Annotated in this window: 20 protein-coding genes; 3 read left to right on the top strand and 17 right to left on the bottom strand. The window is 33.4% G+C overall.

The features are described 5' to 3' along the window. Window positions 1–167 precede the first annotated feature (167 nt). Window positions 168–1,781 carry an RNA repair transcriptional activator RtcR gene (rtcR, locus tag A9G45_RS09025; protein WP_065568215.1) on the top strand — a complete coding sequence of 538 codons (1,614 nt, stop codon included), beginning with the start codon at window positions 168–170 and terminating at the stop codon, window positions 1,779–1,781. Between the two features lie 57 nt (window positions 1,782–1,838). Here rtcR and A9G45_RS09020 read toward each other — a convergent pair whose 3' ends face one another. Continuing rightward, entirely contained in the window at window positions 1,839–2,660 is an 822-nt protein-coding gene (locus A9G45_RS09020; protein WP_065568216.1) for a DUF6882 domain-containing protein, read from the bottom strand. A gap of 244 nt (window positions 2,661–2,904) precedes the next feature. On the opposite strand from A9G45_RS09020, the gene A9G45_RS09015 reads away from it, so the two are divergent. Beyond that, window positions 2,905–4,302 (top strand): RtcB family protein, encoded by a 1,398-nt coding sequence (locus A9G45_RS09015; protein ID WP_065568217.1) that lies wholly within the window; start codon window positions 2,905–2,907, stop codon window positions 4,300–4,302. Window positions 4,303–4,622: 320 nt separating this feature from the next. On the opposite strand, the gene A9G45_RS09010 is transcribed toward A9G45_RS09015, so the two are convergent. The 7 genes from A9G45_RS09010 to A9G45_RS08980 all read right to left on the bottom strand — a co-directional run bounded on the left by A9G45_RS09010 (window position 4,623) and on the right by A9G45_RS08980 (window position 11,807). Beyond that, window positions 4,623–5,621 (bottom strand): peptide ABC transporter ATP-binding protein, encoded by a 999-nt coding sequence (locus A9G45_RS09010; protein WP_065568218.1) that lies wholly within the window; start codon window positions 5,619–5,621, stop codon window positions 4,623–4,625. Beyond that, complete coding sequence (dppD, locus tag A9G45_RS09005; protein ID WP_065568219.1) at window positions 5,611–6,588, bottom strand: dipeptide ABC transporter ATP-binding protein; 978 nt, start codon at window positions 6,586–6,588, stop codon at window positions 5,611–5,613. Before dppD ends, A9G45_RS09010 begins: the two co-directional genes overlap by 11 nt. A gap of 13 nt (window positions 6,589–6,601) precedes the next feature. Further along, the gene (gene dppC / locus A9G45_RS09000) at window positions 6,602–7,525 is read right to left on the bottom strand and encodes a dipeptide ABC transporter permease DppC (protein ID WP_065568291.1); all 924 of its coding nucleotides are present in this window, start codon (window positions 7,523–7,525) and stop codon (window positions 6,602–6,604) included. A 14-nt stretch (window positions 7,526–7,539) separates the two neighbouring features. Then, on the bottom strand, window positions 7,540–8,556 hold the full coding sequence (dppB, locus tag A9G45_RS08995) for a dipeptide ABC transporter permease DppB (protein WP_065568220.1): 1,017 nt from the start codon (window positions 8,554–8,556) through the stop codon (window positions 7,540–7,542). 129 nt (window positions 8,557–8,685) lie between these two features. Then, a complete protein-coding gene (locus tag A9G45_RS08990; RefSeq protein WP_065568292.1) occupies window positions 8,686–10,299 on the bottom strand; it encodes an ABC transporter substrate-binding protein in 1,614 nt (537 codons plus the stop codon). A 765-nt stretch (window positions 10,300–11,064) separates the two neighbouring features. Further along, window positions 11,065–11,535, bottom strand: a complete 471-nt coding sequence (locus A9G45_RS08985; protein WP_442903049.1) for a GNAT family N-acetyltransferase — start codon at window positions 11,533–11,535, stop codon at window positions 11,065–11,067. Further along, window positions 11,532–11,807, bottom strand: a complete 276-nt coding sequence (locus A9G45_RS08980) for a type II toxin-antitoxin system TacA family antitoxin (protein ID WP_065561594.1) — start codon at window positions 11,805–11,807, stop codon at window positions 11,532–11,534. The genes A9G45_RS08985 and A9G45_RS08980 overlap by 4 nt, the downstream gene beginning before the upstream one ends. Window positions 11,808–12,150: 343 nt before the next feature. Between A9G45_RS08980 and A9G45_RS08975 the strand changes: the two genes are divergently transcribed. Beyond that, window positions 12,151–13,206, top strand: coding sequence for a restriction endonuclease PLD domain-containing protein (locus tag A9G45_RS08975; protein WP_065568222.1), 1,056 nt, complete (start codon window positions 12,151–12,153; stop codon window positions 13,204–13,206). A 6-nt stretch (window positions 13,207–13,212) separates the two neighbouring features. On the opposite strand, the gene A9G45_RS08970 is transcribed toward A9G45_RS08975, so the two are convergent. The 9 genes from A9G45_RS08970 to A9G45_RS08930 all read right to left on the bottom strand — a co-directional run bounded on the left by A9G45_RS08970 (window position 13,213) and on the right by A9G45_RS08930 (window position 21,165). After that, complete coding sequence (locus tag A9G45_RS08970; protein WP_065568223.1) at window positions 13,213–14,439, bottom strand: DNA cytosine methyltransferase; 1,227 nt, start codon at window positions 14,437–14,439, stop codon at window positions 13,213–13,215. Between the two features lie 17 nt (window positions 14,440–14,456). Further along, the gene (locus A9G45_RS08965; protein WP_065568224.1) at window positions 14,457–15,563 is read right to left on the bottom strand and encodes a DNA cytosine methyltransferase; all 1,107 of its coding nucleotides are present in this window, start codon (window positions 15,561–15,563) and stop codon (window positions 14,457–14,459) included. Between the two features lie 193 nt (window positions 15,564–15,756). Next, entirely contained in the window at window positions 15,757–16,458 is a 702-nt protein-coding gene (locus A9G45_RS08960; protein WP_065568225.1) for an antirestriction protein ArdA, read from the bottom strand. Window positions 16,459–16,523: 65 nt separating this feature from the next. Further along, window positions 16,524–17,771 carry a tyrosine-type recombinase/integrase gene (locus A9G45_RS08955; RefSeq protein WP_065568226.1) on the bottom strand — a complete coding sequence of 416 codons (1,248 nt, stop codon included), beginning with the start codon at window positions 17,769–17,771 and terminating at the stop codon, window positions 16,524–16,526. An 84-nt stretch (window positions 17,772–17,855) separates the two neighbouring features. Next, on the bottom strand, window positions 17,856–18,065 hold the full coding sequence (locus tag A9G45_RS08950; RefSeq protein ID WP_065568227.1) for a helix-turn-helix transcriptional regulator: 210 nt from the start codon (window positions 18,063–18,065) through the stop codon (window positions 17,856–17,858). Window positions 18,066–18,175: 110 nt separating this feature from the next. Next, on the bottom strand, window positions 18,176–19,567 hold the full coding sequence (locus A9G45_RS08945) for a hypothetical protein (protein WP_141673650.1): 1,392 nt from the start codon (window positions 19,565–19,567) through the stop codon (window positions 18,176–18,178). Between the two features lie 16 nt (window positions 19,568–19,583). Beyond that, entirely contained in the window at window positions 19,584–19,910 is a 327-nt protein-coding gene (locus tag A9G45_RS08940) for a hypothetical protein (protein ID WP_065568229.1), read from the bottom strand. A 40-nt stretch (window positions 19,911–19,950) separates the two neighbouring features. Next, complete coding sequence (locus A9G45_RS08935) at window positions 19,951–20,487, bottom strand: hypothetical protein (protein ID WP_065568230.1); 537 nt, start codon at window positions 20,485–20,487, stop codon at window positions 19,951–19,953. 51 nt (window positions 20,488–20,538) lie between these two features. Beyond that, window positions 20,539–21,165: a hypothetical protein gene (locus tag A9G45_RS08930; protein WP_065568231.1), complete on the bottom strand. Its 627-nt coding sequence runs from the start codon at window positions 21,163–21,165 to the stop codon at window positions 20,539–20,541. Between the last annotated feature and the right edge of the window lie 110 nt (window positions 21,166–21,275).

Below are 21,275 nucleotides of genomic sequence, written 5' to 3'. Positions count from 1 at the left end.
AATATTGCTAAAAGCGTGCCAAAAATTAAAAAATGGTAAAAATAATTAGTATTGTTTTGATTAAAAAAACAAAAATAAGTTTAAAATAGATGAAAATAGAAATTTAATAGATTTTGGTTGATTAATTTTTTATAATTTATTCTAAAAAGTTATAAATATTTATAAAAATGAAAAAGAATGTAGTATTTGGTTTTTTAGGAAATGTACTGGATCAACGTAGTAAAGGTAAACGGCGATGGTTACAATGGCGACCGACTATTGATTTATGTCATCGATCTGATCTACCACTAACTCGATTTGAATTACTCTATTATCAAAACGATTATCATCTGCTTTGTGAAGTTGTTAAAGATATTAAAATTTTATCGCCACAAATTGAAGTAAGGCCAATTGCAGTAAATATAGATGATCCATGGGATTTTGAACAAGTTTATACCTGCCTTTTTGATATTTCGAAAAACTACTCATTTAATTCAGAACAAGAAGAGTATTATTTGCATATCACAACTGGTACGCATGTTGCACAGATTTGTTGGTTTTTGCTAGCAGAATCGCGCTATTATCCAGCTAAATTATTACAAATGTCTCCACCATCCAAAAAGGAGATAATGGAAAAAAAATATAACTTAGCGGAAGCCGATCTCATTGCGCAAGTACCTTATGGTAAAATGAATATCATCGATTTGAATTTGCATCGTTATGATAAAATCCTAACCCGTTTTCAACAATATGCCATTCAAGCAACGGATCTGTTAAAATCTGGTATCGCTACTCGTAACCAACAATTTAATCAATTAATTGCTGAAATAGAACAGGTTGCCAGCCGATCACATGCTCCTATTTTATTGTGTGGGCCAACTGGTGCTGGTAAATCATTTTTAGCTAAACAAATTTATTTACTAAAACACACTAATCATCAAATTAACGGTCAATTTGTCGAAATTAACTGCGCCACCTTACGAGGTGATAGTGCAATGTCAACCTTATTTGGCCATGTCAAAGGCGCATTTACCGGTGCAAATTTTGCTCGTAGCGGATTACTTAAAAATGCGGACGGGGGAGTATTATTTTTAGATGAAATTGGTGAACTTGGGCTTGATGAACAAGCAATGCTATTAAAAGCTATCGAAGAGAAACAATTTTATCCATTTGGTAGTGATAAACCGATACAGAGTGATTTTCAATTAATAGCTGGAACTAATAAGGATCTTAAATTGGCTATTGTGAATGGCGAATTTCGTGAAGATCTGTTTACCAGAATCAATTTGTGGAGTTATCAACTGCCGAGTTTAGCCGAACGGAAAGAAGATATCGAACCGAATATTGATTATGAATTGGCACGTTATGCTAAAGAATATGGCATTATGCCACGTTTTAATCAACAATCAAGGCGTGCTTATTTAGCCTTTGCTACCTCTCCAGAAGCCTTATGGTTGGGCAACTTCCGTGAATTGAATAGCTCGATTATTCGAATGGCAACGTTAGCACCACAAGCCAATATTACGTTGGAACAAGTAGAAAAGGAAATTTTGCGTTTAAAACAAAACTGGGGGAAACTCAAGTCAGATGATCCTTTAATTCCATTAGAAATAGATGAATTTGATCGCTACCAACTGGAAAAGGTAATCGAAATCTGCCAAAAAAGTAGCTGTTTATCTGAAGCAGGCAGACTATTGTTCGCCGTGTCTCGCATAAAAAAACAACGTAGCAATGATGCCGATCGATTAAAAAAATATTTGGCCAAGTTTGGTTTAAATTGGGATATGGTTAATAAACCTTAATCAATGTATCGGTAACATCTATCCCATAAATGCAAAGATTTTTACTGACAACTATATTTATACATTTAAACTAATTAAACGAGATTGTTCATCAAATTTAGCAATTATTCTTTGCTCACCTTTTATTGCAACAAGCTCTGTTTGAGCTGTCAAATTGCTTGGTTTGACTTGATAATCTTTAGCAATTAGATAGTATTTAAGCGCCTGATAATGATCCACATCAAAGTTTGAAATAAATTGAGAAAATATTTCAAAAATTTGGTTTTGATTATTTTTCTGCTCATGGTTATCACTTTCAGATGAAGAACGACCAAACAGATTTTTTATAAATTTTGGCAAAATTTTAGAGGTTTTATTCTGGTTATTATTTTCTGAGTTAATATGATCTTTTTTTATGGTTACCAATGCTATTCCTTGCCCAAAATCAGCAAGATAATACCCATCTGTGTTAAACATTCCTGTAGCAATTACCCCAATTTTGTATAACTCTTGTTGTGTAGTGTCAAATTGAGCAGTAGTGAATAAATTAATATTATTTTTTTCACCGTAGCTTTTTAAACTCAACGCTTGTTCAATAACCGATATGGGCAACTGCGATGCTTCATTATTCCAGGACCAAAGCCATGTTTCAGAAGATAAAGAAAAAGTACCTAATAATTGAATAGAAAAGGTTATATTATCATCAAAATAAATAACACCTTGATTAATATCTATTTGCCAATTGCTATCGCCAATTTTTTCATCAAAATTGAGTTGTTTTTCAAATCCATAACAACCAAAATGCTCTAACAACTCTTTTTCAGATTTGCATGGTGTTACCATTTCATAACAACCAAAATGCTCTAACAATTCTTTTTCAGATTTGTACGGTGTTACCATAACTTTTCCCCATACCCATAATAATTCATTATTTTCCCATTTAAATTTTATGTTTTGATTTAATACTGATATGAAACCCTATGATGCTAATATATTGTTTATTAAATATCAATATTTTTACCTTTACAGCTAAATATTTTTTGTATAGAATGCGCTCGCTTTCCTGAATCGTGCTGCTGCAGGAAAACAGTAATTATCTTCTCAACAGAGGAGACCGTTTTTTATTGTTTTCTAGGTGGCAATGATGTCTACATTTACCCGTTTACAAAAACGTTTATCCCGACTAGGGATTGAAAGTCATTTTTATAATGATATTTATACTTTTAATCAACAAAATACGACCGCTCAAGTTTTATTACCGCAGGCTTTACCTTTAGAAGAAAAAGCTGTCAAGCAGTTACTGGATTTTGCATCGGTCAAGGTACCTAATAGCTTAGGACACGTGTGTGCCGCTCGAGCTACTCCCGATTTTCACCCAGGTGCAATTGCGCCAGTGGGCAGTATTGTGGCAACAACGGAAGATTTAATTATTCCAGCAGCTATTGGCACTGATATTAACTGTGGTATGCGCCTTTTAACAACAGGCTTAAGCTATGATCAAGTGCATGACCAAAAATCAGCAATTATTGCGCAACTAAAACGTGTATTACTGCAAGATGAGCGAGATGTTCCTGTTACACCACAATCTTTTCAAGCGTTGTTTGATCAAGGAATCGCAGAATGGATTGCAGCATTACCACAACAAGGTTTGTGGCAAGAGGTTAATGTTAAGCGATTACTTGCCGAAATTAATCAAATATCAGGACAGTCGTTAATCACTGCCGATAGCAAATACGCGCCAGAGGCCTTTTTTGAGTCACGCAGTATTATCCGCCCAGCAAGCTTAGGTACCGTTGGTTCAGGTAACCATTTTGTTGAGTTACAAATTGTTGATGAAATCCTTGATCGACACTTAGCTTATCAAATGGGGCTAAAGAAAGATGCTGTTGTGATAATGATTCATACTGGTTCACGGGATGTGGGATTTTATATTGGCAAGCGTTGGCAAGATAAAGCCAAAGAATTATGGCCAGTAAACGAAAAATATCCAACATCAGGATTATTTGGTTTGGCCGATGATAATGCTGAAAATTACTTACAAGCTATGGGCGTTGCTGCACGTTATGCTTGGATCAATCGAATTGTTATCACTGAATTGATACGTAAAGAATTCATGGCGATTTTTAAACACGATAATAGCCAGTTAATCGTGGATATTTCGCATAATATTATTTTACCTGAGCATGGCATGAATATTCACCGCAAAGGGGCAACGCCGGCTAACCAAGGGGAAATCGTATTAATTCCTGGCTCGATGGGCGATTACTCTTATGTGGCGGTTGGCAAAGGGAACTCAGATTGGTTATGGTCTTGCTCGCATGGTGCGGGTAGAGCTGAAAGACGGCAATCAATGCGTAGCAAAAAAGTGGTGTCTGATAAAGTTAATTTGCCATGGCAATGTGTTACCTTAAAAGAGGAACGTCTACGTGAAGAAGCTCCTGCGGCCTATAAACCGATTACGCCTGTAATCGAATCGCAAGAAAATGCTGATCTAATTCAGTCTGTGGTAAAACTTAAACCTTGGATCACGTTTAAAGCGTGATTAAGCAAACAGCCCAAGCTTTGTTAGTTTGGGCTGTTTTTATAATCAATTGCTATTTTTTAATTTTTACTATTGTATTATGTTTATGTTGCCGTATCACTAGGTATTGAGTGTGGAATAAATTGCGTAGTAAAAAGTTTTAAAGATTGAGCTTGTTTTACTCATCCAGCTCTCAGCATTATTACTTAATAAGTTTGAGGCAATATTTTTTAATCGATTTGGCATTCACATATAACAATCGGCAATTTCTATGTAAGTAAGAAAAATACAATAAGTAGGTTTATTATAGAATTTAGTGACAGAATTAACTGTCACTTTTATTATCCATGATTATTTTTTTCCTCTATACAGAAACAAGCAATTTTATGTTCGTTATAATTAATAAGTTGCGGTTGTTCAATTGTGCAACGTGGGAATGCTAAACGGCACCGAGCATTAAAAGCACAACCCAAAGGAGGATTAAGAGGACTTGGTAATTCCCCTTCTAATTTGATTCTATCTCGTCTAAGATCTGGATTTAATCTTGGTGTTGCTGATAATAGCGCTTGAGTGTATGGATGTTCAGGGTTACGATAGATTTCATCTTTCCGCCCTTGTTCAACGCAGCGCCCTAAATACATCACCATGACGTCATCAGCAATATGTTCAACAACCGAAAGGTCATGAGAAATAAAAACATAAGATAAACCTAGATCTTGCTGTAGATCCATCATCAGATTTAGCACTTGTGCACGCACAGAAACATCTAGTGCTGAAACGGGCTCATCAGCAACCACTATTTCAGGATCAAGCATTAAACCTCTTGCGATAGCAATGCGTTGACGTTGTCCCCCTGAAAACATATGTGGATAACGATTATAAAACTCTTCTTTTAATCCAACTTTTTTCATCATTGATAGTACTTTTGCTTTACGATCATTTGCTGTTAAATCGGTATTGATAATTAGCGGTTCTTCTAGTATGGAACCGATTTTCTTGCGTGGATTGAGTGATGAGTATGGATTTTGGAAAACAATTTGGATCTTTTGGCGACGCAATTTTTTAGCTTGCAGATCATCATCCAATAGATTCTGATCTTTAAAATAAAGTTCTCCTGATGTGGGTTTTTCGATCATGGTCAATAATCTTGCTAATGAGGATTTACCACAACCCGATTCACCAACAATCGCCAGTGTTTTGGCTTTACCTAATGTAAAAGATACCCCATCAACAGCTTTAACTTGTTTAGCTTCAGAAAAGAGCCCCGTTTTAACATGATAATATTTTGTCAAGTTTCGAGCATCAAGCAGTAATTCTTTATTTTCCATATTATTGTTCATATTGTGGTATTCCTTCGCTTGATAATGGATAATGGCATTTTACTTTTCTAGTTGTAGAATAACTCATTAATGCAGGTTCTTCGATATAACAGCGTTCAGTAGCATAAGGGCAACGTGGATTGAGTAAACAGCCTGTTGGCCGATCATATTTTCCTGGTACGACACCCGATAACGATGCTAATCGTTCTTTGTCTTGCGTAAATTCTGGCAGCGAGCGTAATAATGCTTGTGTGTAAGGATGTAATGGTTTTTTAAAGATGATTTCAGCATCACCTATTTCAACAACTTGCCCAGCATACATCACAATAATTTTTTGTGCCGCTTCAGAAACTAACGCTAAGTCATGCGTAATAAGAACTAATGCCATGTTATTTTTGCGTTGCAATTCTAGCAATAACTCGATAATTTGCCCTTGAATTGTAACATCAAGCGCAGTTGTTGGTTCATCAGCAATTAAGAGCTTTGGGTTACATGCAATGGCTATTGCGATCATGACGCGTTGGCTCATTCCACCAGATAACTGATGCGGATAAACATTTAATCGATTTTCCGCATCAGCAATACCCACTAATTTAAGCAGTTCAATCGCTCTTGCTTTGAGTGCCTTTTTACTGCCACCTTGGTGAATTTTTAATGTTTCAATGATTTGGTAGCCTATGGTAAAACATGGGTTTAAGCTTGTCATCGGATCTTGAAAGATCATTGCCACATCTGCACCCACAATTTTACGACGCATTTTGGTTGAGATCTGTTGCAGGTCTTTACCATCAAAATGTAATGCATTGGCATTGACTTTACCCGGTAAATCAATTAGCCCCATTATGGCGAGTGAACTCACTGACTTGCCTGAGCCTGATTCACCCACAATACCAACAACTTGTCCTTGTTCAACGTCATAACTAATGTGGTCTACCGCTTTAAATCCACCAAATTGAACAGATAATTCTTTTACTTCTAATAGTGCCATGACTGTATCTCCATTACTGCTTCAATTTAGGATCAAGTGCGTCTCGCAAACCATCTCCCATTAAGTTGAAAGCTAACACTGTCATTAAAATTACTAAGCCAGGAAAGGTAACTACCCACCATGCTGATTGTGCAAATTGCAATACGTCAGCAAGCATAGTTCCCCATTCTGGGGTCGGTGGCTGTGCCCCCATTCCTAAAAAACCTAATGCCGCCATGTCTAAAATCGCATTTGAAAATCCTAATGAAGCTTGCACAATTAATGGTGCTAAACAGTTTGGCAGAATATTTATAAACATCTGCCGTAAAGCACCTGCCCCAGCAACTCGGGAAGCAATCACATAGTCTTTATTAATTTCAGCAAGCGCCGCTCCGCGGGTTAGACGGATATAATGAGGTAATGCAACAAAAGCTAATGCGATTGAAGCATTCACAATCGATGGACCAAATATCGCAACTAAAACAAGTGCAAGCAGTAAACTAGGTAAAGCAAGCATGATATCGACAGCACGCATAATGATGTTGTCTAAAAAGCCACCTACATAACCCGCAATCAATCCCACTGAAATACCTAAAATCAATGAGATGATGACGACCAAGCAACCAACCAATAAAGATAAGCGGGCACCATAAATGAGCCTCGATAAGATATCTCTCCCCACATCATCTGTCCCTAATATAAATTGCCAGCTACCATCTTTCATCCAAACAGGTGGTGCTAATAAAGCATCTCTAAATTGTTCAGAAGGAGAATGTGGTGCAACTAAATTAGCAAAAACAGCAAGTAAAACAACAATAATAATAAAGGCTAATCCAACGACAGCACCTTTATTTTTTGAAAAATAAAACCAGAATTCACGCATAGGCGTTAATGGCTTAGGTTCAACCAAACTGATGTCTTTCGTATTGGTCGATTCAGTAATAACCTGTTTATTCATTTGTAAACACACTCTTATTTATGCCTAATACGCGGATTGATAACGCTGTACAACATATCAACTAATAAATTCACCAAAATAATCATGACCGCAACAAGTAAAACACCACTTTGTACTACGGGGTAATCTCGACGTTGTAGCGCTTCAATTAACCAACGACCAATTCCTGGCCATGAAAAGACTGTTTCGGTCAGTATTGCACCAGCAAGCATTGTACCAACTTGTAAACCGATGACAGTCATCACAGGGATCATCGCATTGCGTAATGCATGAATAAGGATGATTCGTATTCGACTAACGCCTTTAGCTCGTGCTGTTCGAATATAATCCTCACTCAACACTTCTAACATAGAAGAACGGGTCATGCGGACAATAACCGCTAATGGAATGGTACCTAATACAATGGTAGGTAAAATTAAGTGAGTAACTGCGTCTATAAAATCTTCTTCTTCACCCCATAATAAAGTATCAACTAACATAAATCCGGTTAAAGGTTTACTTTCATCTAAGAAAAGCATATCACTAACACGACCTGATACTGGCGTTAAATTTAAATGCACAGAAACTAACGTAATGAGCATCATTCCCCACCAAAAAATTGGCATGGAATAACCCGTTAAAGACAACCCGATAGCTGTGTGATCAAATATTGATCCGCGTTTTACTGCTGCAAGCACGCCAATTGGAATCCCAAAACTAATTGCAAACAACATCGCGCAAAATCCAAGCTCAAAAGTTGCTTTAAATCGGGGTACAAATTCATCCCATACTGGGATTTGGCTTTTAAAAGAGATGCCTAAATCGCCATGAAACATACCTATAATGTATTGAAAATATTGCTCATACAGTGGCTTGTCTAAACCAAATTGTGTTATTAGTTCAGCATGGCGTTCTGGTGTTAAACCTCGCTCTCCTGCAAGTATCGTAATCGGATCGCCAGGAATAAGGTGAACGAAAATAAAAGTCAGCAGTGTAATGCTGATAAAAGTCGGGATAAGTACACCTAACCGTTTTAAAATAAATTGAAACATGTAGTGGCTCTTAAATATTGCTTCTAAACTATCGTTTATAAAATAGATAATTTTATATAAATATATTTATAGTACTCAATCAAACCTAATGTAGCGATTAACCACCTATGTGGTTAATCGCAAGGAATGTTATTTTTCAAGCGTAACTTGGTTAAAATTATGTAATGCTAAAGGAGCCATAATATAACCTTTAACCTCTTTACGTATCGGTAGATAAATCATTGAATGAGCAATCATTAGTGCAGGTGCTTGGTTATGCATCTCAACTTGTGCTTGTTTGTAAAGCTCAACCCTTTTTTCATGATTAGACTCAACGCGAGCTTGCTGTAATAAATCATCAAATGGTTTATAACACCAGTGTGAATAGTTTGGGCCTGCTTTAACCGCATCACAACTCATTAAAACAGAATAAAAGTTATCAGGGTCACCATTATCTCCCGACCATCCCATTAGTACTGCATCATGTTCGCCATCACGAATACGAGATAAATATTCTCCCCATTCATAACTCACAATTTTAGCTGTTACACCAATTTTAGCCCAATCGGCTTGAATCATTTCAGCCATACGGCGTGCATTAGGGTTATATGGACGCTGCACAGGCATTGCCCATAAATTGATAGTAAACCCTTTCTCTAATCCCGCTGATTTTAATAACTCTTTTGCTTGTTCTGGATCATAAGGATAATCTTTTACTTCATCGTTATAACCCCACATTGATGGTGGAATAAAGTTTTTAGCGGGTTTTGCCGCACCCTGAAAAACAGCTTTTATAATCGCATCTTTGTTCACGGCCATATTTAATGCTTGACGAACTTGTAAGTTATCAAGTGGTGGCTTATCCATATTATAGGCTAAATAACCAATATTAACTCCAGCCATTTCTTTAACAACAATATTCTTGTCAGATTTCATTCGTTCAATATCAGCTACATTTGGATATGGCATCGCATGACATTCTCCTTTTTGTAACTTGGCATAACGAATTGCTGGATCTGGTGTAATTGAAAACACTAAACGATCAAGCTGGGCTTTAGGTCCAAAATAATCGGGATTGGCTTTATAAAGAATTCTTGAATCTTTTTGGTATTGAACAAAAGTAAACGGCCCTGTGCCAATGGGGACTAAATCAACTTTTTCGGGTGTGCCATTTTTAAGCATAGCATCGGCATATTCAGCTGATAAAATGGAAGCAAATGACATTGCTAAATCAGCTAAGAAAGGGGCTTCTGGATGGTTTAATTCAAATACAACAGTATGGTCATCAATCTTTTTAATTTCTTTGATTAAATCTGGGAACCCCATGCTTTCAAAGTATTCATATTGTCCACCAGAAACTTTGTGATAAGGATGATTTTTATCTTTCTGTCGCATAAATGTAAAAATAACATCATCAGCATTTAAGTTTCGTGTTGGTTTGAATTCTTTATTACTATGCCACTTAACATCATCGCGTAGATGGAAAGTATAAGTCAAACCATCTTGGCTGATATCCCAAGATTTTGCTAAAGCAGGTTGGATTTCGGTAGTGCCTAATTTAAACTCCACCAAACGGTTAAAAACAGGCACTGCACTAGCATCCATTGAAATACCACTTGTCACTAACTGCGGACTAAATGTTTCAGGTGAAGCCTCTGCACAATAAACTAACGTTCCTGCAGCATGAAGTTGTGCGCTAGCAAGCATCGTTATTAGCCCCGCGCCCAATAAAAATTTACGTTTATATTTCCTTTGATTACTCATAAAACCACCCCAATTATTTAACTGTAAACCTATTTTGTAATAATTAAATAGAGTCAAGATCATTGTATTTCTAATATTTTTTAAATACAGATTTAGTAAAACACTCTAATTTTGATTTTTACATCAATTAGCTTTTACTTTGTTTAAATACATATTTTTGCTATCCATTGCACTAATGTAGTGCAAAATGCACCATAATTAAAATTACGATATTGCCTAGGAATTTACAATATCATTCCATTTTTGATTGAAAATAATTTCTAACACAAGCATAACGGTAGTTCAATACTGTGTAACCGATATAAAATGCAAAAATCGTGCCATTTTCAATTCATATTAAAGGTATTACTAAAAAAGAACATATAAATAGATTCTTTGATTTGTTCTCAATTTATGTTTAGTTCTAAATTTATTATAGAGCTTGTGACTTAATAATTGATTTTTATAAAATGTATTATAATTATTGTAAATAAAATAATCATTAAATTAATAATATAAAATTAATTTACTACTTGATTTAACTTAATTTCAATTGAACACAGTTTAGCGGTAAAACAAGGTGAAAGGCTTATCTGAAAAGTATTTAGACATAAAAAATGCTAGACGCAGGTCTTAGAATTTGGTGATTGGTGCCCGGACGCGGAATCGAAGATGTGGGTTGAAGCCTTGTGGTTACTGGATTTGAGAAATTTAGATGAAAAATGTACCCGTATTTGTATCCTTAAATTGATCTGCTTTAAAAATGTACAATTAAGCCTAATTTTATTACCATAAAGAGATTAGCATTGTTCTTTCCTGAATTCCAGAATCAACAAATCCAAATTTAATATAAAACGCATTGGCTTCATCTGTTAAGCTATGTACCAATAGTGCTCTAGAACCAACTTGTTTAGAGACTTCTTTCGAGCGTAATATAGCATCTTTTAATAATGCCGCACCTAATCCTTTTGCTTTGTAATTTTTATCAATAGCTAAACGGCCTAAAATAATAACTGGAATAGGATCGGGCATATTTCGCTTAAATCTACTCAATGTTAGTTGTCGATGCTGGATACTACCTGTTGATAAACAATAAAAGCCGATTACTTTGTTATTGTCACAAATTACAAAAGTACGTGAAGCACCACTTTTTTGATTTTTTAAGGATTTTTTCTTCAACCATTCATTCAAAGACAACTCTTCACAATCAAATGACGTAACATCATGATCTTCATTCAATAAATGTGGCGCTTCTATTTTTCCCATGGTGACTTCCGGGACAATAAAGCTTGAATTTTTTCATTACTATCAAAAGAGGCTTCTATTGCATGATTGAAGGCATTTATCTGTTCATCGTCGATTAAAAAAAGACGCTGATCAAGCAAAACATCTTCAGCCTTTGAGCAGGCCGCTTCTAAAATAAAATCAGTGCGTGATTTAGATAGTAAATGCGCTGCAATATCAATCAATTCTTTTTGAGATGCCTTAGCTCTAATATTAATAGGCGATTCTTTGGTTTCAGTTCTCATTTTAATTGCCGTTTTTTATTTAGTATGAATACGCATTGTATATCAAATTGATATACGTGTGAAATAGTATTTAAATATCCAAAAAATAAATAACATAAACCCATTGAATATAAACTATAAAAATGGGCTGGGGTATTTTCTACGTTAGTTGTGTACTGAGTTTGGGGCATTTACATTTAATGTACATCTTTTAATAAACTCTTACCTAATCTCTTCACGGAGAATCGAACAATACCAATAATACATTTAAATCACTATATTTTCATTTATTTTAGATAAAAATATATCTATTTCATTTTCTAATGATATTATAAAATAATAACTAGAATTTGAGGTTAAATATATGTTGTTTTATGTAGGATTAGAAGAAGTTATTTTTTCAAAACATGAATTGTTATCTGAATCTCCTGATGAATTAATAATAATTAGCGGATATCTTGGCCCAGCTCCGATAGAAAGATTATCTGAACTTAAGGATATAAGTGTTACAGTAATTGGAGGTATGTATCAAAATGGAATTGATGCTAGGTTATTAAATTCACTGCAAAGAATAGAAAAAAATAATAAAAATCTTTCAATTAAATATACCAATCAAGAAATACATTCAAAAATCTATATTTGGAAACGAAAAAATAGAATATTAGCAGCATTAATTGGTTCCGCAAATTTTTCGTCTAATGGCCTTCGAACTGATTATAGAGAATCTTTGGCTGATGTAACAAGAGATACATTTAGACCTTTACAAGACTACTATAATTTTATAATTAGCCAGTCAACAATAACTCCGCAAATTAAAAAATCTCAAGAAGTGATTGATATAGCATTAACAACCCCGCAGCCAAATCAACCAAATATTTTAGTTAAAAAATATAGTTATGATATTCCTCTTTATTCTGTTGAAAAAGGTAATAAAATTATTAAACCATCAAGTGGATTAAACTGGGGAAGAGCACGTTTAACAAGTAATGCACATGTTGCAGAAGGCGATGCTTATATTCGTTTACCAAAAGAAATTTTAAAAACAAATACACCATTAATAAAACCTTTTGATTCATCATATCAATTGAATTCTTCCGGTAAAAGAAAAAGAAATTCAGATCCTATTGAATTGATTTGGGATGATGGGATCATTATGGAAGCTTCGTTGGAGGGTAGTCAAGAATATAATGGTGAAAATTATCCGAAACAACTAGCTTCCTACAAAAGAAAAGCACCAATTATAGATGGAAAAAAGGTATCTAAAAAAAGTATTTTAGGGCGATATTTGCGTAAACGATTAAAAATAGATGTTGATGAACAAATAACTATGAGTACTCTGAACCAATATGGAAGAGATACGATCACTCTATCTCTTATTAGTGATGGCATTTATTATGCAGACTTTTCAGTCAAAAAATAACTTAATTCATATTTTTTCTATGCTATGTATTTTATCTATTAACATAGGTACAAGCGATGCTATTTTTTTTGCAAATAATGGAGGAACAGCATTACCTATCATCTCAAAATTATCACTTTGAGATTCAGTAAATAAGAAATCATCATCAAATGTTTGTAAACGAGCAGCTTCTCGAACAGTTATTGAGCGTTTTTGATTTGGATCGGGATGAATATGCCTTAAACCATCTTTTTTTAGATGTGCTGGGATTGTATTACTTGGTTCTTGCCATTTCAAAACATGGTATTTATGTACTTTTGTATTTTTTCCTGTTTTCTGATGATACAACTTAATAAGTGCAGTAGCATTTGAATAAGTATTGTTACCGTCTTGGATATCTTTTGCTAATTCATAAAAAATCTCTTGATCTCTTTTATTATGGAAACGAACAGAATGGCCATTAATTAAAGAACCATTTTCATATGCTTGCCGTTTTGACAGTTCTTTCAAAGGATAAATTGCAGGCAGATCAGCAATCGCATCATACACTGTTTTCATTGGTTCTTTCATCTGTTCAGCTATTGTGATATAAAAATCACGTAATATTGCTTGATAATCAATACTAATTATATCTCTACGAACTCCTATGATTATTATTCTTTTTCTATTCTGCGGTATACCAAATTCACTCAAGTTGAATAATGCAAATTTTCTTAAATCATCAATTATTTCATATCCAATATCATCAAATGCCTTCCTAATTAGATCTGTGATTTTTTCTCCTGTAGGTATAGCTGATAAAAGACCCTCAACATTCTCAAAAACAATTACTTTTGGTTGGTATCTATCTACCACTTTAATATAGGATTCAAATAAAAAATTCCTATAATCATTCTTCATACCTTCATTATCCCGTATACGCCCCGCTATTGAGTATGCCTGACATGGAGGGCCTCCAGAGATAACATCAATCGGTTTGTGCTCTACTAATGAATCTAATCCATGCGATGTTCCGTAATCTTTATCATTAAACCAACCAGAAAACAATTCATCAGTGCGCTGAATATCAAAGTGTAAAACCCTAGAATCAGCATCTTTACAATTATATTTTGTTTTTAGTCGATTTATCAAAGTATTAACTTGTGGTCTCATCCATTCTACAGCAGCTATTGTGTTGTATTTTCCTGTTTGCTCAAAACCATCTAATAAACCACCACAACCTGAAAATAATTCTATATGAGTTAATTTGGACATCATATTCTCATGTTTTTTTATTTTTCAATACTCAAATGTTTCAACATTTGAAGACTAATTGCCTTTGCGAGGAGAGGAGGAACGGCATTACCGACTTGACGATTTTGTTGGGTTTTAGTTCCTAAAAATCTAAAGTTATCAGGAAAAGACTGTAATCGAGCATTTTCTCTCACAGTAGGAACTCGATTCCATTTATAATGAAAATGATTTCGATGCCCAGTATCTATTGTTCTTGATGGCTTTTTACTATGATAACGAGTCCATGCTTCATTGAATTTTCTTGAACTACCAACACCGTCAGGTAAATCTTTATAATTACCACCTTCTGGCACTTGACTTATAACCCATTTGACTTCGTCTGTATGATTAGTCCCCACATGATTATATAGCTTTGAACTTCCTTCTCTCATCTTTTTCTGATATTCACTAATAGGTTCGTTTTCGTATGAACTAACCTCAGTTCCCAAACATAGCTCAAGAGAAGGTAAATCAGAAATAGCCTCTTCTGTCGAAATATAGTTATCTGACGCTAAAAAAGGGATTGGGAAATTAAAATAATCATAATTAACTCTTTTATCAAATCCAACAAAAAACATTCTTTTCCTCATCTGAGGGACACCATAATCAGCTGCAAGTAAAGGCTTATCTGTTACAGTGACAGCATAATCAATATCTTCAAAAGTATTTATAATTTGTTGTTTAATTGCACCACCATACAAAGTAGACATGCCTGGAACATTTTCAATTAAGAATGCTTTCGGTCGAAATGTTTTAACAACCTCGACAACAGCGATATACAATTTATTGCGAGAATCATTAATATCTCTAGAACCAGTTAAGCTAAATCCTTGACACGGAGGGCCTGCTATCACTATATCAATTTGTTGTTTATCCAATTTATCTTTAATGTTTTTGATTGCATTTTTTGAATCAAATAAATCTTCTTTTAAAGCTTTGGCACCCTTAATATTATGTCCATAAGTTTTTAAAGCGCTATCATCAAAATCAATACCAGCTATAACGTTAAAGCCACCTTGAAGAAAGCCTAAGCTTAATCCCCCTGCCCCACAGAAAAGGTCTATAACCTTATACGAAGTATCTTTTTGCTTAATTACATCAACCATTAAAACTTATTTCCCATCATTGAATTTTTCATGACAATATTCATAATTGACCGGATAGAATATCAAAAATATAAAAAGTATAGAAGAAAAAATGAATAATTTACCTTTCCTTTTCACCTCAAAAAGTATTCTGTAATAAATACCTTTGAAAATAAAATTCTTTTTATCAATTTTTCTTGTTAGCTCGCAAAATTTATATATAACAAGATAAAAATAATGACAAAATAAAATCACTTGGGTTTGTTAAAACACAACACTCCTCTGGTACACATTTTCCATCAAAATTGTTACTAAAGCTTTCGCCAGTATAATAAATATAGCCACAAGAACAGAATGAACCACTTTGCTCAAGCGCAATATTATGTCCATATCGTTCATAATCAAAGTAGTTGGTTAGATTGCCTAACTTTTTCAAGTTGTAACAACCACTTTCAGCAATCCAGTAGAAACCTAAATCATATTCATTGATGATGTTATATAGGCGTTGAAAACAATCTAAGTTATCCATTAGATTAATTAAGTCTGTGATTGAATTAATATTTATGCCAATGTCAATGGTTGCTTCATAGATTTCGATTTCATCATGGCTTAATTCGTCAAGTTTATAGGCTAAATAATTTAGTTCATCAAGATTGCTATGTTCAGAGATATAATTTGTTATGCCATATACAGACGATTTGTAACCACTTAAAAAGAACTCTTTGTAATTAACACTATCAATGCCAATTTGTTTAAAGCATTGTTTTACTTTTTCTGGTGTTGTTGGTAATTCTGGCCATTCACCAATCAATTGTCCTTCTTTATATTTTCCTAAATGGGTGATAAATACTGAGATCATACCAGAACCCACCGTAGTGGATTTTAGGTATGATGATACACTAGGTAATGTTTGCATAAACAATTCCTTAATTTTTTAATATTAATTGATATTGAGAAACGAATTAAACAGTGAGGTGTTTTTTAATTTGTTTTGAATTCGTAAGGCATAACAAACTCAGTTCGGATTGAATCTAAGTAATCAGCCCACCATTGGATCATTTTTGTTCTTTCGATAATATGTTGTGCTTTGTGGATATAAGCTGCTCTAACGCCATTACGTTCTTGATGACTCATTTGGCGTTCAACAGCATCTCGTGACCAGAGGTTTGATTCCACTAGAGCACTACATGCCATTGTTCTAAAGCCATGCCCACAAAGTTTTGTTTTTGTATCATACCCCATAGAACGCAATGCTTTGTTTATTGTGTTTTCGCTCATTGGCTTTCGTGCAGAATGATCACCAATAAATACCAGTTCATACATTCCACTAATTTCATATATTTGTTTTAAAACTTCTATTGCTTGATAACTTAGTGGAACTAAATGAGGTGTTTTCATTTTGGAACCTCGGTGAGAGTGAGGGACACCATCAATTTCCTCCCTTTCTGCTGGAATAGTCCAAATCTTTTTATCGAAATCAATTTCTGACCAACGAGCAAATCGTAACTCACTAGAACGAATAAATATAAGTAGAGAAAGTTTAATTGCCAATTTGGTTAACTCTCGTCCTTTAAAATTATTAATGCGCTCTAAAAGTTCAGGTATTTGTTCAAGTTCAAGTGCAGGGCGATGATTCACTTTTACTTTACTTACTACGCCTTTTAAATCTTGAGCTGGGTTATAAGAGATATAACCATTTTGTACGGCATAACGCATTATTGCTGAAGTACGTTGTTGTAATCGGCTAGCAACTTCAAACCGACCATTTTCTTCAACCGCTTTAATTGGAACAATTAACTGGCGAGTAGTTAGTGCCGAAATAGAATAAGCGCCAATTTTAGGAAATAAATATAGTTCTAATGTTCGTAGTACTTTTGCTCTATGTGGCTCAGACCAAGTTTTATTATTGGTACACCATTTACGTGCAACTTGTTCAAAAGTAACTTGTATTACTTCTTCAGACTGTTTTGCTTTCTTTTCTACCTGTGGGTCAATATTTTTAGCTAATAATAATTTGGCTTCATCTCGTAGCCTTCTAGCTTCGCTTAATAAAACATTAGGATATTGACCTAGAGACATTAATTTTTCTTTAGTATTGAAGTAATAGCGAAAACGCCAATATTTAGAACCATTGGCGTGAACGAGTAAGAACAAACCATCACTATCAGAAAGCTTATATTGCTTATTGTGTGGCTTGGCGGATTTAATTTTTAAATCAGTTAAGGACATAACGAATTCCTCAATTATAAAAATTTAGACATAAAAAAAGCCGCATATTTGACTATGCGGCCTTGGTTAATAGAAAGTTAACGGCTAATTAGCTTTGGTGTTTATCCATGCTTCAATCTCTTTTAGACGCCAACGAGAGGATCTTCCTAATTTGATAGGAGGTGGAAATTTATTTTGCTTTATCAAAGCATAAAACCATTTATCTGTCATGCCAGTGAGTGTGGTGATATATTTCATATCAATTAGGTAATCTGGATGTGTTTGTGCATCCAAAGGGGATAAGAATGTTGACATTGTTGTACCTCTATTGAGTGAAGTGGGTTAATTACATTCAATAGATAGGTAGCAACAATATTTTTTTACTATTTAATAATCTATTCCTAATATCTATATTGATTAGATCTTTAGTTTTTTAGATTAGAATTAATATTATATAAAAGCTGATAAAGTGGATCATTATATACTGAGTCTACATATTGATCTGAATAAGCAGCACTAAAACAGTTATTAGCCAATTTAGAGTCAGAAATTACTGGTGGAAATGAATTGGTTTCAACAATTAATTCACAGTTGGCCAATACTGGTTTTTGTTCCCCTACTAATGACCAACGTATTTTTTGATCATAGTTTTTGATTTTAATATTGCTTTGCAATTTTTCTAAAATCTCAATATTAGCTTTATTTTTGTTGTTATGAGGAACCAAAACATCAGATACAAACTTTGAAATAATATTTTTTTCTTTTGTTTTTAATGATTCAAGCAGTTCTCGGTAATTATTTGCTGGAATTTTTGTTTCTATCTTATGATCATAAACGCTAACTGTCTTTGGTGTTTCTCCCTCTAAAAAATATTGTAATGTTCGATTACAAGCACTACTATGAGCAAGATTAATCATTCCGTTATCATCGTCAATTTTAAGTAACTCATCGCTATAACGAATTTTTTTATTATAGATAGGATTTATAAAACCACCTTGATTCTCAAAAAGATAAGACCAACTAAAATAAATTTTATGATTTTTAAGTTGGTTATGAATATCCTTAATATCACTAAGCATTTCTTCTATTTTATTATGAATAGCTTTATTTGAAATATTTTCCCATCTAAAAGATGAGCTTGGTGAGGAATTATCCCTATCAACCATCCAATGAATATCCCCGACTAACGATGAATATATGGAAGAATAAATATAATTAATAAGATCATTAGGTAAAGAAATAGAATGATCTTCTAAAATAATTTTTTCGATACTTTCTTTGTTAGTTATAAAATAATTTCGGTTCTGTTGATAACGAATAAATGCTTTTGATTTACTTATATCATCCAATGCTTGTCCTAATAAGTTATACACCGCTAATTTTGCGTTAGCATAAATAAATTCTGTCGCATTTATATCAACATAATTTTCATAAATGGTGTATTTGTATCGTTTATTTTTTGATGCTTTGACTTCATCTATTCGGAATTTTTTATATTCTTCTGGAGAGACTTTAATGTCTGTTTCTACAAATTTTGATTTAAGAATATTTAATTCATCATCTAATTGAGCGTGTAAGAATTTTTCAGCATTTTTTGTATCTAGATTACAATTATACTCAACAATATCTCGTTTCTTTTCATCTTTTAAAAATTTCCAGTTCACTGACTTACATATCTCACGATTTTCTAATGCATTACCAACAGTGATTGTTTGATCTAATTGAGGGTAAATTAAAGCTTTTACTCTTTTGACCTCCTCCGAATCACCACAAGCTGTTAAGAATAAAACTACAATTATAATAAAATATTTTTTCATGTAAAAATTGCCCTTTTTAATCAAAAGCATATGTTTCTGTTCCCTTATTTGTATCGACTGTTACTTCAAGTATGTCACAACCAAATTTAGGTGTTACTTTAACTTTTTCTCCAAATTTAAGTTCAACAAGGTAGTTTTCAGTAGAGGAAATAATTTTGCAATTATCACGATTGATTACTACCTTATTAATTTTTATATTATTTTCTTTAGAAGTGATAAAAGCTTGTTGTACATAGTCATCTAATCGTTCGTTATAGTACTCATCCTTTTCTACAATCAAATTAGGCAAAGCGAATGCATTACTACAAAATAACAGAAATGTAGTTATAATAAGTTTTTTCATGGCCATTTAATCCTTATGTAAAAATTAGTTAACTCCATAATTAATTTTCACTTATCATTTTTTCATCTGGGTACATATTAGGATCGGTAATAGTAAACTTTTCGAAAGATATTAAAATAGGTTGAAAACCAATTACATAAGCAGGGATGTTATTATCTTTAAAATATCTTTTAGCCTCTTTAGTATAGTTGTAAACCATTTCACGTGTTTGACTATAGTCAACGAATATATCAGCCTCCCCCTCCATTTCGAATGTTCCTGTGATCAAACCTGTTAAGCCATTAGCTACTTTCGATTCCCAATTTGCAGTTCCACTGTTTTCTTTCCAAAACTTATCTTTTTGCTCTTTATCTAAAAATCCATAACGTAATTCAAATAGAACCATAGCAATATCATTTTGATTGTAATAGTCACGCATTCCTTTAAATTTAATAGGGATATTTATTGTATGAACTCCATTTTTGATAACTGCTAAATGTCGATTTAATCTTTCTTGTTTAATATCATCATTGTTTTCTGCATTTGCTATACTAATTGAAAATAAAATAGATAAAAATAATACAATTAAGTGTTTCATCGTTTTGTTTTGCTCCATTATTCTGTTTTTATCAAATTTAAATAGCGAAAATTAAAAAGGGCTTTTTTCATATTGGTTTTCGTCATCTACTCTAGATAAACCTGGCTCAGTATATTTATAAGTGATATATTCGACTTTTGTTGGTTGTAGGCCAATAACATAGAATGGAGCATCTTTATACCATTTTCTAGCTTCTAAAGTTAAAGCAAATACATGATCGCGACTTGAACGAATTGGAAGTCCATGTGTGTTTAACCAGCTATCGAGCTTATCTTGAATCATATCAATAAATGCATTTTTGTAATCAGTATTATCCATATCCCATAATCGAACATCTTTTTCAGTTTTACCATCAAGAAGAATATAGCTAAGATCGAACTCTAATCTTGCAACCACTTTTGGATGGTTACATAACTTACCTTCATCAACATCAATACATTGAATTTGATCTAGAGTAATCTTTTTATGTTGTATTTCTTTTTTAAGCAATTCATTAAAGGATTTTAGACGTTCGGGATAGACGGGAACATAATCATAACGAGCCATTGGTTTCATTTGACTTAATTGATAGTCATTTATATCTATTTCACTATCTTGGTAAGGATTGTTATTTGCAAATGAAATTTGCGAAAATAATAGCGATATCGCTATGAGTAAATTTAAGGTTATTTTAGACATTTTGTTATTCCTTTCATTTAATATAGATTCTAATTAGCTAAATAATATTTCTGAACATTAGTATTGGCATTTTGATTCTAAATTTTTTACCACCATAAAAATTATTTTTA

The sequence above is a fragment of the Gilliamella sp. HK2 genome (assembly GCF_001690265.1).
GTDB lineage: Bacteria > Pseudomonadota > Gammaproteobacteria > Enterobacterales > Orbaceae > Gilliamella > Gilliamella apicola_C.
The sequence above is the reverse complement of the archived record's forward strand: the minus strand, read 5'-3'. Positions and strand labels throughout refer to the sequence as shown.

What these genes read in the sequence shown, in the direction of transcription:
- dppD (WP_065568219.1), bottom strand. Translation starts at nt 6,588, where the DNA reads ATGGCACTATTAGAAGTAAAAGAATTATCTGTTCAATTTGGTGGATTT.
- A9G45_RS09020 (WP_065568216.1), bottom strand. Translation starts at nt 2,660, where the DNA reads ATGGTAACACCGTACAAATCTGAAAAAGAATTGTTAGAGCATTTTGGT.
- A9G45_RS09010 (WP_065568218.1), bottom strand. Translation starts at nt 5,621, where the DNA reads ATGAACAATAATATGGAAAATAAAGAATTACTGCTTGATGCTCGAAAC.
- A9G45_RS08945 (WP_141673650.1), bottom strand. Translation starts at nt 19,567, where the DNA reads ATGAAAAAATATTTTATTATAATTGTAGTTTTATTCTTAACAGCTTGT.
- A9G45_RS08960 (WP_065568225.1), bottom strand. Translation starts at nt 16,458, where the DNA reads ATGCAAACATTACCTAGTGTATCATCATACCTAAAATCCACTACGGTG.
- dppC (WP_065568291.1), bottom strand. Translation starts at nt 7,525, where the DNA reads ATGAATAAACAGGTTATTACTGAATCGACCAATACGAAAGACATCAGT.
- A9G45_RS08950 (WP_065568227.1), bottom strand. Translation starts at nt 18,065, where the DNA reads ATGTCAACATTCTTATCCCCTTTGGATGCACAAACACATCCAGATTAC.
- dppB (WP_065568220.1), bottom strand. Translation starts at nt 8,556, where the DNA reads ATGTTTCAATTTATTTTAAAACGGTTAGGTGTACTTATCCCGACTTTT.
- A9G45_RS08975 (WP_065568222.1), top strand. Translation starts at nt 12,151, where the DNA reads ATGTTGTTTTATGTAGGATTAGAAGAAGTTATTTTTTCAAAACATGAA.
- A9G45_RS09015 (WP_065568217.1), top strand. Translation starts at nt 2,905, where the DNA reads ATGTCTACATTTACCCGTTTACAAAAACGTTTATCCCGACTAGGGATT.
- A9G45_RS08955 (WP_065568226.1), bottom strand. Translation starts at nt 17,771, where the DNA reads ATGTCCTTAACTGATTTAAAAATTAAATCCGCCAAGCCACACAATAAG.
- A9G45_RS08970 (WP_065568223.1), bottom strand. Translation starts at nt 14,439, where the DNA reads ATGTCCAAATTAACTCATATAGAATTATTTTCAGGTTGTGGTGGTTTA.
- A9G45_RS08990 (WP_065568292.1), bottom strand. Translation starts at nt 10,299, where the DNA reads ATGAGTAATCAAAGGAAATATAAACGTAAATTTTTATTGGGCGCGGGG.
- A9G45_RS08935 (WP_065568230.1), bottom strand. Translation starts at nt 20,487, where the DNA reads ATGAAACACTTAATTGTATTATTTTTATCTATTTTATTTTCAATTAGT.
- A9G45_RS08980 (WP_065561594.1), bottom strand. Translation starts at nt 11,807, where the DNA reads ATGAGAACTGAAACCAAAGAATCGCCTATTAATATTAGAGCTAAGGCA.
- A9G45_RS08930 (WP_065568231.1), bottom strand. Translation starts at nt 21,165, where the DNA reads ATGTCTAAAATAACCTTAAATTTACTCATAGCGATATCGCTATTATTT.
- rtcR (WP_065568215.1), top strand. Translation starts at nt 168, where the DNA reads ATGAAAAAGAATGTAGTATTTGGTTTTTTAGGAAATGTACTGGATCAA.
- A9G45_RS08940 (WP_065568229.1), bottom strand. Translation starts at nt 19,910, where the DNA reads ATGAAAAAACTTATTATAACTACATTTCTGTTATTTTGTAGTAATGCA.
- A9G45_RS08965 (WP_065568224.1), bottom strand. Translation starts at nt 15,563, where the DNA reads ATGGTTGATGTAATTAAGCAAAAAGATACTTCGTATAAGGTTATAGAC.